The organism is Streptomyces phaeochromogenes, from assembly GCF_001418655.1.
Taxonomy (GTDB): Bacteria; Actinomycetota; Actinomycetes; order Streptomycetales; family Streptomycetaceae; genus Streptomyces; species Streptomyces phaeochromogenes.
The window spans coordinates 12,080-27,537 of the sequence record NZ_LIQZ01000045.1 but is presented as its reverse complement, the minus strand read 5'-3'; the positions used below and the strand labels follow the sequence as shown (position 1 = coordinate 27,537).

Below are 15,458 nucleotides of genomic sequence, written 5' to 3'. Positions count from 1 at the left end.
CTGCGGCGCAGGTGCGGGGGACGGCGGCAGCGGCGGTGCGGCGGGGGGCGACGACGGCTGCGCGGGCCGGTCGAACCGAACCCCCGGGCTGTCGGAACCGGCCGACTCGCGGCCGTCGATGTCCGTCGGCAGGACCACGGGCGCGGGTGTGTCCGCCGTGTCCACCTCCGGGGCGACCGGCCAGTCCACGGACGCCGCGGCCGAAGGAGGCCGGGGCGCCGCGCCGTTGACGGCGACCGTGGGGTTGTCGTCCGGTGGTGCGGGTACGGCGGTGAGGTCGTACCCGCACGCACCGCAGAAACGGTCCCCCGACTCCAGCGGCTCCTCGCAGCTGGGGCAGGCGGCCAGTTGAGGCATCTGCGACATCAATTACACCCACGTCCGGGGGCGGTAGCGGTTGGCGCGCTCCACCAGATCGATCCTCTCCTCGCCACGCTGGGCGAGCCGGGCCAGTGTCCGGTACGAGCGCTCCAGACCGAAGCGCAGGCCCCGCTCGTCCAGGTCGCTGCCGAGCAGTACGGTCCGCGCCCCAGTGCTCGGCGGGGCGGAACCCTGGCTACCGGAGAGTACCCAGTCCAGGGCGCAACCAAGGACCTCTGTGGACAACTGCTCGCGGCGCACGGCGTCCAGACCGTACCCGTCCAGCGCCTCGACCTGGGCCGCGGCCGAGGTCAGGTCGTCCAGGAACGGGGCGTCGGGAACTCCCGCACCGGACAGCCCAGGACCGGGAACCCCCGTACCGGGCACGCCCGCGGCGGGCACCGCCGTACCGGACGTACCCAGAGCCGGTGGGCCCGGTGGAGGCGGCGCGGTCTCGGCCAGCCGCTGGCGCAGCCGGGCCCGGACGGCGGCCACCCGGGCCGCCGTGTAGTGGATCGACGCCTCCGGCACCGACTCCAGCGTCCGTACGGAGCCACGGCGGTCGCCCGCCGCGAGCTGGACGCGGGCCAGGCCGAACGCGGTGCTCACATAGCTGGGGTCGGTGGTCCACACCAGGCGGTAGTACTCGGCGGCGTTGTCCAGCTGCCCGAGGACCTCCGCGCACACGCCGAGGGCCAGCTTGGGCGCGGGCTCGCCCGGGAACGCGTCGTAGATCGCGTCGAAGGACACCGCCGCGATCTCGTGGTCGCCGGTCGCGAGCGCCGCCACACCCCGGTACCAGACCACCCGCCAGTCGTCGGGATGGTCCGCCTCCAGGGCTTCGAGCGTCCTGGTCGCCTGGTCGAGCTCGCCCATCTCCAGGCGCGCCCGCAGCTCGCGCAGCCACAGCTCCAGGGAGCCGGTGGGCGCCGCCTGCAGCGCGGTGATCAGCTCGGCCGGTGCGGACGTCATCAGCCCGGCCAGGAACCCGGCGTTCGGGTCGTCCGGGTCCACCCGCGGCACCGGCAGCGCGAGGGCCGCGCCGGCGGTGTTCAGCGGCTTGATGAGGGCGGCCTGTGCGGCGGCGGAGGGCGGCGGGAGGAACGGCGTGCCGTTCGGCCCGGCGGTCCGGCTCGCCGCCGTCGCCCCGTTCGTGCCGTTCGTGCCGTTCGTTCTGCTCGCTCCGGCCGTCAGCGCGGGCGCGCCCTTCTTGCCCCGTACGGGATCGATCCGCACGCCCAGCCGCGACACGTCGCCGGCCAGTGAGCCGAACAACTCCGTGTCCGTGACCTTCAGTTCGGGTCCGAACAGGGTGGACAGCGAGGGCCGGGCGCGTCCCGTCTGCACGGAGACGACCTCGCGCAGCACACCCGTGAGCTGCTCGGCCATCTCCTGCGCGGAGGCGAACCGGCGGGCCGGGTCGGGGTCGGTGGCGCGCACGAGGAGCCGGTAGAAGGACTCGTACGTGCGGAAGACCTCGATGTTGTCGGGGTCGGGCAGGGAGTCCACGAAGACGTTCGTGTAGCCCTGGAAGTCGAAGGTCAGGACCGCCAGCGTGCGGGCGACCGTGTACAGGTCCGAGGCGACCGACGGGCCGACGTCGGCGACCTCCGGGGCCTGGTAGCCGACCGTGCCGTAGATGGCCGACTCGTCGTCGTCCATCCTGCGCACCGCGCCCATGTCGATCAGCTTGAGCTGATCCTCGGTCTGTATCGCGTTGTCGACCTTGAAGTCGCAGTACAGGAGGTTGCGGCTGTGCAGATGGCCGAGGGCCTCAAGCGCCTCGATGCCGTACGCGCAGGCCTGCTCCACCGGCAGCGGATCGCGCTTGCCGGTCGCCGTGCGGCGGCCGTTGGCGATCTCCTTGAGGGACTTGCCGCCCACGTACTCCATGACGATGTACCCGTCCAGCGAACCCGTCCGCTGGTCGAGGTGCTCCACGAAGTTGTAGATCCGCACGATGTTGGAGTGCTCGATCTCGGCGAGGAAGCGGCGCTCGGAGATCGCGGCCTCCATCGCGTCCTGGTCGCCCGTGTCGAGGAGGCCCTTGAGGACCACCCAGCGGTCGGACACCGCGCGGTCGACGGCGAGATACACCCAGCCGAGCCCGCCGTGCGCGAGGCAGCCCACGACCTCGTACTGGCCGTGCACGATGTCACCGGTCTGCAGCTTCGGCACGAACGAGTACGGGTGGCCGCACTTGGTGCAGAAACCCTCCGTACGGCCGGACCGCTCGCCGCGCGAACGCCCCACCGGCGCACCGCAGTCGGAGCGCGAGCAGAACCGCTTGCGCTCGGGGACCTCGGGGTTCTCCTGGATCATCACGCGCGGGTCGGGCCGCGGCACGTCCGGAACCTGCACCAGGCCGACGCCGAGCCGGCCGCGCCCCGAGGACCCGGCGGTCGAGCCGGAACTGCGCACCGACACCGAACGGCCCGTGGTGCGGCCCGACACCGAGCGCGAGAGACGGCCCGACACCGAGCGCCGCGACTGGGACGACCGCGACGAGGCACGTGAGGAGGCGCGGGAGCTGGAGCGCGAACTGGCGCTGCCCGAACCCCGCGAACCGCTCCTGCCGCCCCCGGTGATCCCGGTCGGCGGGGAGCCCACCATGCCGCTCGACGAGACGACCGGGGCCAGACCGCAGGTGTCGCAGTACAGCTCGCCGCCGCCCACGTCCTCGTACGACCCCGAGCAGCCGGGCCGCTGACACGGATCCTGCGAACTCTGCCCACTCGCTTCGGTGTTGACGTTCTGCTGACTCACGATTCCCCCCTCCGGTCCTGTGGTCCGCCGTGCCCGGGGACCCTGGGCACCAGCACTTCGGCCGCCGCGTGCTGGTAGCGCAGCACAGCCTGTTCCGCCACACGCAGGTCGCAGGGCGCGCTCCACAGCATGCGGCGCGCCGCGTCGTACCGCTCCACCAGCAGCGGGTCCTCGGCGAAGCCGTGCCGGGCGACCTTCGCCTTGTACGCGTCGAGACGGCCGCGCAGCTCCGCGCGGACCGCGAGCGGCGCGGTGACCGCGGTCAACGACTCGCGGGCGCGCAGCAGTTCGTCGTCGGCCTTCGCCTCCAGGGACTCCAGGAGCGGCGAGAGGCGGTGCCACTGGGCGTGCCTGCGGTACTCGGCGGCCGTCGCCAGCTGTTCCTGCAGCGCGGTCGGCGGGCCGCTCACCGCGGGCACCTCGGACGCGGCGATCTTCGCGAGGACCTCGCCACGGGCGCTGCGCGCCTCGGCGAGCGTGCGGTCCGCGCGGCTCAGCACGTCCCGCAGCCGCAGCAGCCGCGCCTCCGCGTCCTGCCGGACGGTGAGCACGGCGTCGATCTCGCGGCGCACCTCCTCCAGGGCGCGCGCCTCGCGGTCGTAGCGCGTGGTGTCGGGACGGCCGCCGCCGGGCGCCGAACTGCCCTGCGCGGGCAGCCAGAAGTCCAGCGGATCGGACACCACCCGCTCGCGCAGCACGGTCAGCGTGCGCGTGATCCGCTCCAGGTCGTCGCCCGAGGGGTGCTCACCGGGCCGTACGCCCACGGAGTGCGCGAGCTGGCGGGTGCGCTGCAACTCCGCGGCCAGTAAATCGATCCGGGCGGGCAGCGCCGACCACACGGCGTCGGCCGTCACGACCATGTCCAGCGAGGTCGCGTACAACTCGTTCATGCGCTCCACGAGTTCGGCGAGCGAGAAGCGCTCGCTGAGCTTGCCCGTGCCCGCCATCGTGGGCGCGGCGGCCGTGGCGGACGCGCTGCCGGCGACCGTGACGCTCTCGCCGCGCAGCAGCTCGGTGAGCTCCACGAGGTCCTCGCGGTTCGACCAGCGTCTGCGCGAGCGGATCTCCCGCGCGGAGCGCAGCGCGTCGGCGTACGCGTCGAAGTACGCCCACAGCAGGGAGATCGACGCCTCGGCGGCCCCCCAGCGCTCTTTGGTCGTACCAGTGAGCTCGGCGCCTTCGAGGAGTCTGCGGCCCGCGTGGTCCTGCAGGGCGAGGAGCGAGGTCTCGATGGCCTCGTGCTCCGCGCCGAGCCGCGCCAGCGCACGGTCCACCTCGTCCCGGTCCATCACCGGCCCGGAGGGTCCCGTGACGCCCATCGATCACCCCTCGCTTCGTGAAGAACTGCGTGAAGAACTATTTGTGAAGAGCTGTTCCTGAAGAACTGTTCGTCAGGAACTACTGGAACATTCCCGCTACTTGTACTGGACCGGGGGCGGCCCGTCGCCCTTGCCGAGCGTCCCGGCGAGCCAGGTGTCGTACGACTTCTGCCAGTCGGCCTTGCGGTAGTCCACCAGGATCTGGTTGACCCGGCGTATCAGATCGGTTGCGCCCTTCTTCATCGCCACGCCGTAGTACTCGTCCGTGAACGGCTCGCCCTTGAGCTCGACCGTGGGGTCCTGCGCGGCTTGGCTCGCTGCGAGCGCGCCGTCGGTCACCACGGCGTCGACCTCACCGAGCTGCAGCCGCACCAGGCAGTCGAGTTGGTTCGGCACGACGGTGCTGATGTCGGCGGACTTGGGGATGACGCTCCCCAGGTCAGCTTTCAGTTTGTCGAGGGCGATCGAGCCCGACGCCGAGCAGATCCGCTGGCCCGCGAGCGTCTCGTCGTATCCCTTGATGTCCGACTTCTTCGGGGCGAGCACCTGCTGGCCGGTCTCGAAGTAGGGGGACGAGAACGCCACGAGTTCCAGCCGGTCGCAGTTGATCGTCATGGTGCGCACCACCATGTCGACATCGCCGCGCTGGATCGCCGGGATGCGCTCGCTGGTCGGGATGGCCTGGAAGTGGACCTCGGCGTCCTTCTCGCCGAGGATCTCGTCCGCGATCGCGTGCACCAGGTCGATGTCGAAGCCCTCCAACTGGGCCTTCTTCGACGTGCTGTTCGGGTCGCGGTAGCCGAAGCGGTAGCTGTTCTGGTCGACGCCGACCGTCAGAAAGCCCTTCTCCTTGATCCGCTGGACGTTGACGCCGTCCTGGGGGCCGGAGTCCGGCGACAGGCTCTGGTTCTGGGGGTCCGGGCACTTCTCGGCCTTGGCCTGCGAGCCCTGGGCCACACCTTGGCCGTCGGCGCCCGTGCCGCCGTCCTCGCGGCTCTGGGAGACCGGCAGCAGCAGGGCGAACACCGCCGCCAGGGCGCAGACGACCGCCATCGCACCCACCCCGCCCCAGCCCCTCAGACTGGTCCGCAAACGCCGTGCGTTCATCGTCATGCCCCCTCTCACCGGTACTCCGACAGCCTGCGCCCGATGCCGAGCACCGCGCCGGCCGCGGCCAGCACCGCGAGCACCGCGGCGCCCACCACCAGGCCGTTCATCGCGCCCCGGCCGTCTCCGGCGGCCTGCTTGAACTCGGTCTCCTCGTGCTTGATCGCCGTGGCCAGGGCCGTGTCGACGTTCTCGAAGCACTCGCCCGTCGGCTTCTTGTCGTTGGAGCCGATCACCCGGTCCAGCGCGCCCTGGTAGTTGCCCAGGTTGTCCTGCGTGCGGGCTTCCTTGTGCCGTTCCTTCCAGACCTTCATGTTCGCCGTCGCGGCCTTGACCGGCTTCATGCCCGCGCTGTCGTCGGCGAGGCCCTCGGCGGCGGCCAGCTTCGTGGTGAGGGCCTTCATCTGCGTCTCGTAGTCCTCGTCGAAGACGTCCAGCGTCTTCTTGTTCGCGCCAGTGCCCTCTGTCCTGGTCTCCGCGCCGCGGGCGACCAGCGTGAGGTTCTCGTTGCCCCGGGCCTTGAGCGAGGCGATCCGGGCGTCGTTGAGCGTGTTCAGCGAGCGGACCGCGTTGTCGTACGAGTCGTTGAGGCCGGAGCGGGCGACGCTGTGGCCGACGACCAGCCACAGCAGGACGACCGTGGAGGCGGCCGTGGCGGCGACCAGGCCGTGGTTCAGCACACGGTTCGTACGGCGGTAGTTGCGGTGCTGGGCCCAGGCGAGGCCGCCGATGGCGAGGACTCCGGCGCCGATCGCGATCCACGGGTAGGGCGTCGCGTCGTCGTAGTCGGCGCGCAGGCGCTGGTTCTCCACCGTGTAGAGATGCTCGGCGTCTTCGAGCATCACCTGCATCTTCGAGTTCGCGTACCGGAGGTAGGCGCCGCCGAGGGGGAAGCCCTGGCGGTTGTTGGCCCGGGCGCGCTCCACAAGGCCCTTGTACTCGGGCAGCATCCTGTTCAGCTTGGTGATGGTCTTCTCGGAGGCGGAGCCGGGTTCCGAGTTGGCCGCCGCGGTGACCAGCTTCTCCGCCGCGTTGTTGATGTCCTTCTCGTAGAGGTCGCGGGACGCCTTCGTCTCCTGGCCGCCCGCGAGGAAGCCGCTGGACGCGGCCGTGTTGGCGTCGGCGAGGGAGCGGTAGATCTCCGCAGCGTCGGCGCTCAGCGGCTGGCTGCTGTGCAGCACGTCGTCCGCGGCGGCCGAACGGTCCGTCATCTCCCAGGCGGTGACCGCCCCGAACGCGACGACGAGGAGGGCGAGCACCGCGCCGATGATGCGCAGCCGCCCGGGCTCGGTGGTGGCCGCGGCACGCAGCTGGTCGACGCCCTCGGCCCACGCCGTACGGCGGGGAGGCCCGGTGTCGGGCACGGCGGAGCGGACCTGCGGCCCGGGCGGCGGCGCCTGCGGAGGCACCGCGGGCATCGTGGGTGCGGGCGCCCCCGGTGGCGCCGCACCGCCCTTCTGCTGATATGTCACTCGACCTCCCCCATGGTCATAGGCCGGTCACCTCCGCCCGGGCGCCAGGAAGCGCGGGCAGAGGTACACGGCCGCAAGTATCGCCGCCGGGACTGACATCCGCACAGGCCTTGCCGCGATCTTGTTCCGATTGCAGCAAGGCCTTGTCCGGATCGCAGCACGGCGAAGATCCCGTACCACCCCTGCCCATGAATACGCCAACCCGAACTGTTCGGTTCCCGGCGCGCTCAGACCCTCTCGTAAAACTCCCGCACGCGGGCGTGCGCCAGGGCCGGGGCCCCCTCGTGGTCGAGTCCGAGGAGGGCGGAGCCGAGGACCGGCCGGGCGGTGACGACGCTGGGTACGGCCTTGGGGGCGCGCTCGGCCAGCAGTTCCCTTATCCGGTCGTCGAGTTGGGGGTGGCGGGCGGCCAGGACGCCCCCGCCGAGCAGGACCGGCGTCTCCTCGTCGAGCAGGTCGAGACGGGTCAGGGCGACGACCGACATGGCCGTGACCTCGTCCGCGAGCCGGTCGACGAGCGCGCGGGCCACCGGGTCGCCGTCCGTCGCCGTGGCGAACAGGACCGGCGTCAACTCGTGGCGCCGCGCGTGCTCGATGTGTTCCAGGTGCAGGGCCTCGATCAGCGCGTACATGGAGTCGAGGCCGAAGTGCGCGGGCAGGGTGCGGGTCAGCGCGGTGGGACCGCCCCGCCCGTCCTCGGCCCGCGCCCCGTGCCACAGGGCCTCCTCGGCCAGGCCCCATCCGCCGCCCCAGTCACCGGAGATGCGTCCCAGGGCGGGGAAGCGGGCGACCCGGCCGTCGGGCCGCATGCCCACGCAGTTGATGCCCGCGCCGCACACCACGGCCACCCCGCGCGGCTCCTCCACACCGGCCCGCAGGATCGCGAAGGTGTCGTTGCGGACCTCCACCGTCGTGCCCCACCCGCGCGCGTGCAGCGCGGCGGCCAACTGCTCCTCCTCCACGGGCAGATCGGCGTTGGCCAGACACGCCGAGACATGGTTCACGGAGTCGACGCCCGCCGCGGCGAAGGCCCGGCCGACGGCGTCCGCGACCGTGTCGACCGCCTCCCGGATGCCGACGACGGGCGGCCGGAACCCGCCGGCGCGCGCCGTGGCGAGCACGCTCCCGTCGTCCGCCACGACCGCGACGTCGGTCTTGCTGTTCCCCGCGTCGACGGCGAGGACCCGTGCGGTCACGCCCACGCGAGGTGCTCCCGGTTGTGCGCGATCAGCCGGTCCGTGAGGCCCTCGGCGTACGCGTACTGGCCCACCAGCGGATGCGCGAGCAGCGCCCGGAACACCCGCTCGCGTCCCCCGCGCAGCGCGGCCTCCAGGGCCAGGTCCTCGTAGGCGGTGACGTTGGCCATCAGCCCCGCGTACAGCGGGTCCACCGGGGCCACCGGCAGCGGGGTCGCCCCCGCGTGCCCGACCGAGGCCTGCACCTCGATCACGGCGTCGTCCGGCAGGAACGGCAGCGTCCCGCGGTTGTACGTGTTCACCACCTGGTACGTGCTCCCGCCCCCGCCGAGCAGCGACGCGGCGAGGCCCACGGCCGCCTCGGAGTAGTAGGCCCCGCCCCTCTTGGCGAGCAGCGCCGGCTTCTCGTCGAGCTCCGGGTCGCCGTACATCTTCAGCAACTCCCGCTCCATCTCCGCCACTTCCGCGGCCCGCGACGGCTTCGTACCCAGTTCTCGTACGACCTCGTCGTGCGCGTAGAAGTAGCGCAGGTAGTAGGACGGGACGACGCCCAGCCGGTCGAGGATGTCGCGCGGCAGGCGCAAGGTGTCGGCGAGGGTGTCGCCGTGCTCGGCGAGCAGCTTGGGCAGGACGTTCTCGCCCTCGGGGCCGCCCAACCGCACACCGGTCTCCCAGGTGAGGTGGTTGAGGCCCACATGGTCCAGGTGCACATCGGCGGGGGTGACCCCCAGCATTCCGGCGAACTTCCGCTGGAATCCGATCGCCACGTTGCACAGTCCCACCGCCTTGTGACCGGCCTGGAGCAGGGCGCGGGTCACGATGCCGACGGGGTTGGTGAAGTCGATGATCCAGGCGTCCGGGTTGGCACGCCGTACGCGCTCGGCGATGTCGAGCACCACCGGGACCGTACGCAGCGCCTTGGCGAGGCCGCCGGCGCCGGTCGTCTCCTGGCCGACGCAGCCGCACTCCAGCGGCCACGTCTCGTCCTCGTTGCGGGCTGCCTGTCCGCCGACGCGGAGCTGGAGCAGCACCGCGTCGGCGCCCTCGACACCCGCGTCGAGATCGTCGGTCGTGGTGACGCGCCCGGGGTGCCCCTGCTTGGCGAAGATGCGCCGCGCCAGGCCGCCGATGAGCTCCAGCCGGTCGAGAGCGGGGTCGACGAGCACCAGCTCCTCTATGGGCAGGGTGTCCCTCAGCCTCGCGAATCCGTCGATGAGTTCAGGGGTGTAGGTGGAGCCCCCGCCCACTACTGCGAGTTTCATGTCAGCCCTTCACTCCGGTGAGCGTGACGCCCTCGACGAACGCCTTCTGCGCGAAGAAGAACACGAGGATCACGGGGGCCATGACCAGGACGGTCGCGGCCATCGTCAGATTCCAGTCGGTGTGGTGGGCGCCCTTGAAGGACTCCAGGCCGTAGCTCAGGGTCCAGGCGCCGGGATTCTCGGACGCGTAGATCTGCGGTCCGAAGTAGTCGTTCCAGGCGTAGAAGAACTGGAACAGCGCGACGGCGGCGATGCCCGGCTTGGCCATCGGCAGGACGACCTTGAGCAGGGTCCTGAAGTCCCCGCAGCCGTCGACCTTCGCCGCGTCGATGTACTCGTTCGGGATCGTCATCAGGAACTGCCGCAGCAGGAAGATCGAGAACGCGTCCCCGAACGCCATCGGGATGATCAGCGGCCACAGGGTGCCCGACAGATCCAGCTGCTTCGCCCAGAACAGGTACATCGGGATGATGATGACCTGCGGCGGCAGCATCATCATCGAGATGACCAGCATCAACGACAGGTTCCGGCCACGGAAGCGGAACTTGGCGAGCGCGTACGCCACCGGAATGCTGGACACCACCGTCAGGACGGTCCCGCCGCCCGCGTACAGAAGGGTGTTCTTCCACCAGGTGAGGAAGCCGGGCGTGTCGAAGACCTTCGCGTAGTTGCCCCACTCCCAGGTGTCCGGGATCAGGTCCCTGGTGAGGGTCTGGTTGTCGCTCATCAGGGAGGTGAGGACGACGAACACGAAGGGCAGCACGAAGAACAGCGCGGCGGCGACGCCGAGCGCGTGCACGGCGATCCATTCGAGGAGCGCCTTGCGGCGGGCGGTCCGCTCGGCGGGGGTGACCGGCGGCGCCCCCAACTCCACGGGCTTGTCGAGTACTTGGGTCATGGGTCAGTCACCTGCCTGGATGAGACCGCCCCGGCGCCGCATCAGAAACGCGGTGAACACCATGGACAGGGCGAACAGCACCAGCGCGACCACGCACGCGGAGCCGTAGTCGAAGCGCTGGAAGCCGAGGTTGTAGACGAGCTGCGGCAGGGTGAGCGTCGACTTGTCGGGGTATCCCGGTTCGAACTGCTGGCCCGAGCCGCCGATGATCCCGGAGGCGACCTTCCCCGCGACCAGCGGCTGTGTGTAGTACTGCATGGTCTGGATCACGCCGGTGACCACCGCGAACATGACGATCGGCGAGATGTTCGGCAGCGTCACGAACCGGAACCGGTGCCACGCGGACGCCCCGTCCAGCTCGGCGGCCTCGTACTGCTCCTTCGGTACGTCGAGCAGCGCGGCCATGAAGATGACCATCAGGTCGCCGACGCCCCAGAGGGCCAGCATGGTCAGGGCGGGCTTGGACCACGCGGCGTCCGTGAACCAGCCGGGCGTCGGCAGGCCGAGGTCGCCGAGGACCGAGTTGACCGGCCCCGTACCCGGGTTGAGCAGGAAGACGAAGGCCAGCGTCGCCGCGACGGGCGGCGCCAGGTAGGGCAGGTAGAAGAGGGTGCGGAACACACCCGTGCCCGTCTTGATCTTCGTGATCAACAGGCCGATGCCCAGGCCGAAGGCGACCCGCAGGGTGACCATGACGACCACCAGCCACAGGGTGTTGCGCAGCGCCGGCCAGAACATGGGGTAGTCGTTGAAGACGTAGTTCCAGTTGTCCAGACCCCGGAAGACGGGGACACCGAAGCCGTCGTACTTCATGAAGGAGAAGTACACGGTCGAGATCAGCGGATACGCGAAGAAGACGCTGAAGCCGATCAGCCACGGCGACATGAAGGCGGCCGTGCGAAGCGCCGACCGGCGGCGCTTCGCACGCAGAGTGAGCGTGGACATCTGTGGCTACTTCGCCTGCTCGATGTCACGGTCGATCTGGTCGGCCGTCTTCTTCAGACCGGCCTTCAGATCCTTCGCCTTGCCGGACTCGTACTGGTAGCCGAAGTCCTGCAGGGTCGTCTGGTACGTCGAGCCGTTGACGGATGCCGGCGGGGTGTTGGAGTGCGGGTTCTGCGCGATGTCCAGGAACGTCTTGAAACCGGGGTCGACCGTCAGGTCGGGCGACTTCAGCGCGGCGAACGTGGACGGCACGTTGTGGATCGCGTTGGCGAAGGAGACGACGGCCGCGGTGTCGGTCGTCATGTACTTCACCAGCTCCCAGGCCGCGTTCTGCTTCTTGCTCTGCGGCGCGACGCCCATGACCGTGCCGGACAGGAAGCCCTTGCCGTACTCGTCGACCTCGTCGTCGGCGACGGGCATGGGAGCCGTGCCGATGTCGAACTTCACGCCCGCGTCCTTCGCCATGCCCAGCCGCCACTCGCCGTCGAGCTGCATGGCCACCTGGCCGGTCTGGAAGGGGTGCTTGGCGCCCCATTCGTCGCCGAACGTGTTGCGGTACTTCTCCAGCTTCTGGAAGCCGCCGAGGCTGTCGACGAGCTTCTTCTGGTACGTGAACATCTCCGCGAACGCCGGGTCCTCGGCGATGCTGGACTTGCCGTCCTTGTCGAAGTAGGCGTGGTCCCACTGCGACATGTAGTGGTCCACGACCGTCTCGTAGCCGTGGTAGTTCGGCATGAAGCCGAGCTGCTCGTACGAGTCGCCCTTGGACTTCGTCAGCTTCTTGGCGACCTCGGTGAACTCGGACCACGTCTTCGGCGGCGCCTTGATGCCGGCCTTCTTGAACGCGTCCTTGTTGTAGTAGAGGCCGTACGCGTCGCCCAGCAGCGGCATCGCGCAGCGCTTGCCCTCGAACTGGGTGTACTCCAGCATCGGCTTCGGAATGATCTTGTCGAGGTCGAGCTTCGACTTCTCGATGAACGGCTTGAGGTCCGCGAAGGCGCCGGACGAACAGAACTTGCCGATGTTGGACGTGGTGAACGACGACACCACGTCGGGGCCGCTCGAACCACCCGCGCGAAGCGCCTGGTTGAGCTTGTCGTCGTTGATGTTGCCGACGACCTTCACCTTGATGTTGGGGTGTTCCTTCTCGAAGCGGTCGATGTTCGCCTGGATGGCCTTGACCTCGGCGGGAGCACTCCAGCCGTGCCAGAACGTGATCGTGGTCGACGCGTTCGGGTCGTCCGTGGCGCCGGTGTCCGACTGGCCGGTACAGGCGGTGGTGAGAAGGGCTATCGAGGCGGCGGCGAACACCGCTTTCCTGGGCATTCTGGGCATGACGAGGTCTCCCTGGGGCGGGACGGGGGTGTGGGACGGGTTGTGTACGGAGATGTGCGGGGGGAGGCGTGCGGGTCCTGCTCAGCGCGAGGTGTCGAAGGCCTCGTCGCGGGTGGCCGCGAGCGCGCTCTCCAACGCGCCGCGCAGCACGGGGTGTTCGTCGACGTCGCCGACCACGAGGCGCGGCCGGGACGCGGCCAGCTCCTCCAGCTCGGCCTGCACCAGGGTGCGCAGCGGTTCGCCGCCCCTGGTGAGCGAGGCCCCGCTGAGGACGACGAGTTCGGGGTCGAGGACGGAGACGAGCGAGGCGAGACCGGTGGCGAGCCCCGTTGCGTACGTCTCCAGGAGCTGCCGGTGGGCCCCCGCGTTGATGTCCGCCGCCTGCTCGACGAGCGCGGCGGCGACTTCGGCGTACGGCCCGGTCGGCAGGGGTTGGATGCCGAGTTCACGGGCGAGTTTCGGGATGGCCTGGGAGCCTGCCAGCTCCTGGTAGCCGCCGCTGTTGGCCTTGGTGACGTGCCGCACGAGTGGCGCGCCGGGTACGGGGAGGAAGCCGACCTCGCCCGCGCCGCCGGTCCAGCCGCGGTGCAGGCGTCCACCGAGGACGAGCGCGGCACCGAGACCGCCCTCGTTCCACAGCAGTACGAAGTCCTCGTGGCCCCGGGCCGCACCGAGCCGCTGCTCGGCTATGGCGACGAGGTTGACGTCGTTCTCGTACTCGACGGGCATCGGCAGCGCTGCCGCGAGCTCGTCGAGCAGGGCGGGGGAGTGCCACCCGGGGAGGTGGGAGGCGTAGCGCAGCCGCCCCGTGTTGGGGTCGAACGCGCCGGGGGTGCCGATGACGAGCCGCTGGATGTCGGCCCGGACCAGCCCCGCCGCCTTCACGGCGCCGTCGAGGGCGTCGGTGACCTGCCGTACGACGGTCTGTCCCGCGCGGCGGCCGGGGGTGAGCAGTTCGTACTCTCCCACCGTCCGCCCCGTCACATCGGCGACGGCGGCGAGGATCCGCTCGGGCGTCACGTCGAGCCCGGCGGCGTAGGCGGCGGCCGGGTTCACCGCGTACAGCTGTGCGTTGGGCCCTGGCCGGCCCTCGCTGGTGCCGGTGACGAGGACGAGCCCCGCCGCCTCCAGCCGGGCCAGCAGCTGCGAAGCGGTCGGCTTCGACAGGCCGGTCAGCTTGCCGATCCGCGTCCGGGACAACGGCCCGTGCTCCAGCAGGAGATCGAGTGCGGCACGGTCGTTCATGGCGCGCAGAACGCGAGGGGTGCCCGGCGTACCGGCGGTTCCTGCCATGAGTGTCGACACCTGCCTTTCGGCTGCCCAGCTTCCCAGTGCTGCCACCGGGAAGTCCACCGCGGAATCATTGTTAGGAAACTTTCCTATCGGTGGGAGGAAGGTAGGCCCGGGGTGGGGGACGCGTCAATACCGGCCACTGTCGGGCAATGAAGTCGTTACCCGGCGGACAGTGCGGGGACACGCGTGTGGGGCGGCACCCGGAGTGACCCGGATGCCGCCCCACAGAGGCCGGTGCGCGTATGAGAAAGCTCTCGCCCCTACTTCGTCACATTCGTCGGGACCGCCGGCGGCGCTATGGGCGACGCCGTCTGCGACTGGGGGGACGCGGAGTTCGAGTAGGCCGACGGGGCCGCCATGCCCGCCGTCGGGTCGGGGGCCGCCTCCTCGTCCTGCTGGGCGGGGAGACCGCCGACGATGCGGATGCCGGCCCCGTCCAGGGCGTGCTTGATGCGCCAGCGGAGTTCGCGCTCGACGCTCAGCGCCTTGCCGGGCATCGTCTTCGCCGAGACGTGGACGACCATCGAGTCGAGAAGGACGCTGTCGAGGCCGAGGACCTCGATGGGTCCCCAGAGGCGTTCGTTCCAGGGCTCGGCCTTGCTCATGTCCTCGCCGACCTGGTTGAGGACGGCCTTCACCCGGTCCAGGTCCTCCGAGGGGTGGACCGTGACGTCGACACCGGCCGTGGCCCAGCCCTGGGAGAGGTTGCCGATGCGCTTGACCTCGCCGTTTCGGACGTACCAGATCTCGCCGTTGTCGCCGCGGAGCTTGGTGACGCGCAGACCCACCTCGATGACCTCGCCGGAGGCGACGCCCGCGTCGACCGTGTCGCCCACGCCGTACTGGTCCTCCAGGATCATGAAGACACCGGAGAGGAAGTCCGTGACCAGGTTGCGGGCGCCGAAACCGATCGCCACGCCCGCCACACCGGCCGAGGCCAGCAGCGGGGCCAGGTTGATCTCGAACGTGCCGAGGATCATCAGCGCGGCCGTGCTCATGATCGCGAAGGACGCCACCGAGCGGAGCACCGAACCGATGGCCTGGGACCGTTGACGGCGGCGTTCGACGTTGACCAGGAGGCCGCCGAGGGCCGTCCCGTCGACCGCCTGGGCCGTGCGGTTCATGCGGTCTATGAACTTCGTGATGGTCCGCCGTATGAACACTCTCAGCACGGCCGCAATCACCAGGATCAGCAGCACGCGCAGGCCGATGCTGAGCCATGTGGACCAGTTCTGCTCGACCCAGCTCGCGGCGTTGTTCGCGCTTTCCTGGGCGTCCTGGAGCGTTGGCGCCGTCGGTTCCTCGGTGGGATCGGCGGCCGACAGGACGGACAAGAACACGGCAGGTACCTCCAGGCGTAGCGGTCCGCCCGCGGCAGGGACATCGGAATAGGGGCACCGACGGGCAGAACCACCACACTAACGGGGCAGCATGTGCGGATCGTTGCAATGTTCGAGGGAGAGACCGTGCTCACCTGGGGATGAAGAGGGTGTGGTCGAAAACAC

The 15,458-nt window shown here is 70.2% G+C and carries 12 protein-coding genes; all 12 read right to left on the bottom strand.

Annotated elements, in window-relative coordinates; all coding sequences use genetic code 11:
- A partial coding sequence (locus AOK17_RS06935) for a zinc ribbon domain-containing protein (protein ID WP_206190696.1) occupies positions 1–369 on the bottom strand: 369 nt, incomplete at its 3' end.
- Positions 370–3,126 (bottom strand): serine/threonine-protein kinase, encoded by a 2,757-nt coding sequence (locus AOK17_RS06930; protein WP_206190695.1) that lies wholly within the window; start codon positions 3,124–3,126, stop codon positions 370–372.
- Positions 3,123–4,445, bottom strand: coding sequence for a hypothetical protein (locus AOK17_RS06925; RefSeq protein ID WP_055611430.1), 1,323 nt, complete (start codon positions 4,443–4,445; stop codon positions 3,123–3,125). Before AOK17_RS06925 ends, AOK17_RS06930 begins: the two co-directional genes overlap by 4 nt.
- A 96-nt stretch (positions 4,446–4,541) precedes the next feature.
- A complete protein-coding gene (locus AOK17_RS06920) occupies positions 4,542–5,552 on the bottom strand; it encodes a glutamate ABC transporter substrate-binding protein (protein WP_055611435.1) in 1,011 nt (336 codons plus the stop codon).
- Between the two features lie 14 nt (positions 5,553–5,566).
- Complete coding sequence (locus AOK17_RS06915) at positions 5,567–7,024, bottom strand: hypothetical protein (protein WP_425424598.1); 1,458 nt, start codon at positions 7,022–7,024, stop codon at positions 5,567–5,569.
- A gap of 227 nt (positions 7,025–7,251) precedes the next feature.
- A complete protein-coding gene (locus tag AOK17_RS06910; protein ID WP_055611428.1) occupies positions 7,252–8,226 on the bottom strand; it encodes an N-acetylglucosamine kinase in 975 nt (324 codons plus the stop codon).
- Complete coding sequence (locus AOK17_RS06905) at positions 8,217–9,482, bottom strand: 6-phospho-beta-glucosidase (protein ID WP_055611427.1); 1,266 nt, start codon at positions 9,480–9,482, stop codon at positions 8,217–8,219. The genes AOK17_RS06910 and AOK17_RS06905 overlap by 10 nt, the downstream gene beginning before the upstream one ends.
- 1 nt (position 9,483) lies before the next feature.
- Positions 9,484–10,380 carry a carbohydrate ABC transporter permease gene (locus tag AOK17_RS06900; protein WP_055611426.1) on the bottom strand — a complete coding sequence of 299 codons (897 nt, stop codon included), beginning with the start codon at positions 10,378–10,380 and terminating at the stop codon, positions 9,484–9,486.
- 3 nt (positions 10,381–10,383) lie between these two features.
- Positions 10,384–11,325, bottom strand: a complete 942-nt coding sequence (locus AOK17_RS06895; protein ID WP_055611425.1) for a carbohydrate ABC transporter permease — start codon at positions 11,323–11,325, stop codon at positions 10,384–10,386.
- Between the two features lie 6 nt (positions 11,326–11,331).
- Positions 11,332–12,660: an ABC transporter substrate-binding protein gene (locus tag AOK17_RS06890; RefSeq protein ID WP_055611424.1), complete on the bottom strand. Its 1,329-nt coding sequence runs from the start codon at positions 12,658–12,660 to the stop codon at positions 11,332–11,334.
- Positions 12,661–12,741: 81 nt separating this feature from the next.
- Positions 12,742–13,953, bottom strand: a complete 1,212-nt coding sequence (locus tag AOK17_RS06885; protein WP_055611434.1) for an ROK family transcriptional regulator — start codon at positions 13,951–13,953, stop codon at positions 12,742–12,744.
- A gap of 260 nt (positions 13,954–14,213) precedes the next feature.
- A complete protein-coding gene (locus AOK17_RS06880; RefSeq protein WP_055611423.1) occupies positions 14,214–15,293 on the bottom strand; it encodes a mechanosensitive ion channel family protein in 1,080 nt (359 codons plus the stop codon).
- Positions 15,294–15,458: the final 165 nt, after the last annotated feature.

Bases quoted from the DNA above. Each gene is read 5' to 3' on its own strand.
- AOK17_RS06895 (WP_055611425.1), bottom strand. From the start codon at position 11,325: ATGTCCACGCTCACTCTGCGTGCGAAGCGCCGCCGGTCGGCGCTTCGC.
- AOK17_RS06925 (WP_055611430.1), bottom strand. From the start codon at position 4,445: ATGGGCGTCACGGGACCCTCCGGGCCGGTGATGGACCGGGACGAGGTG.
- AOK17_RS06900 (WP_055611426.1), bottom strand. From the start codon at position 10,380: ATGACCCAAGTACTCGACAAGCCCGTGGAGTTGGGGGCGCCGCCGGTC.
- AOK17_RS06885 (WP_055611434.1), bottom strand. From the start codon at position 13,953: ATGGCAGGAACCGCCGGTACGCCGGGCACCCCTCGCGTTCTGCGCGCC.
- AOK17_RS06920 (WP_055611435.1), bottom strand. From the start codon at position 5,552: ATGAACGCACGGCGTTTGCGGACCAGTCTGAGGGGCTGGGGCGGGGTG.
- AOK17_RS06890 (WP_055611424.1), bottom strand. From the start codon at position 12,660: ATGCCCAGAATGCCCAGGAAAGCGGTGTTCGCCGCCGCCTCGATAGCC.
- AOK17_RS06905 (WP_055611427.1), bottom strand. From the start codon at position 9,482: ATGAAACTCGCAGTAGTGGGCGGGGGCTCCACCTACACCCCTGAACTC.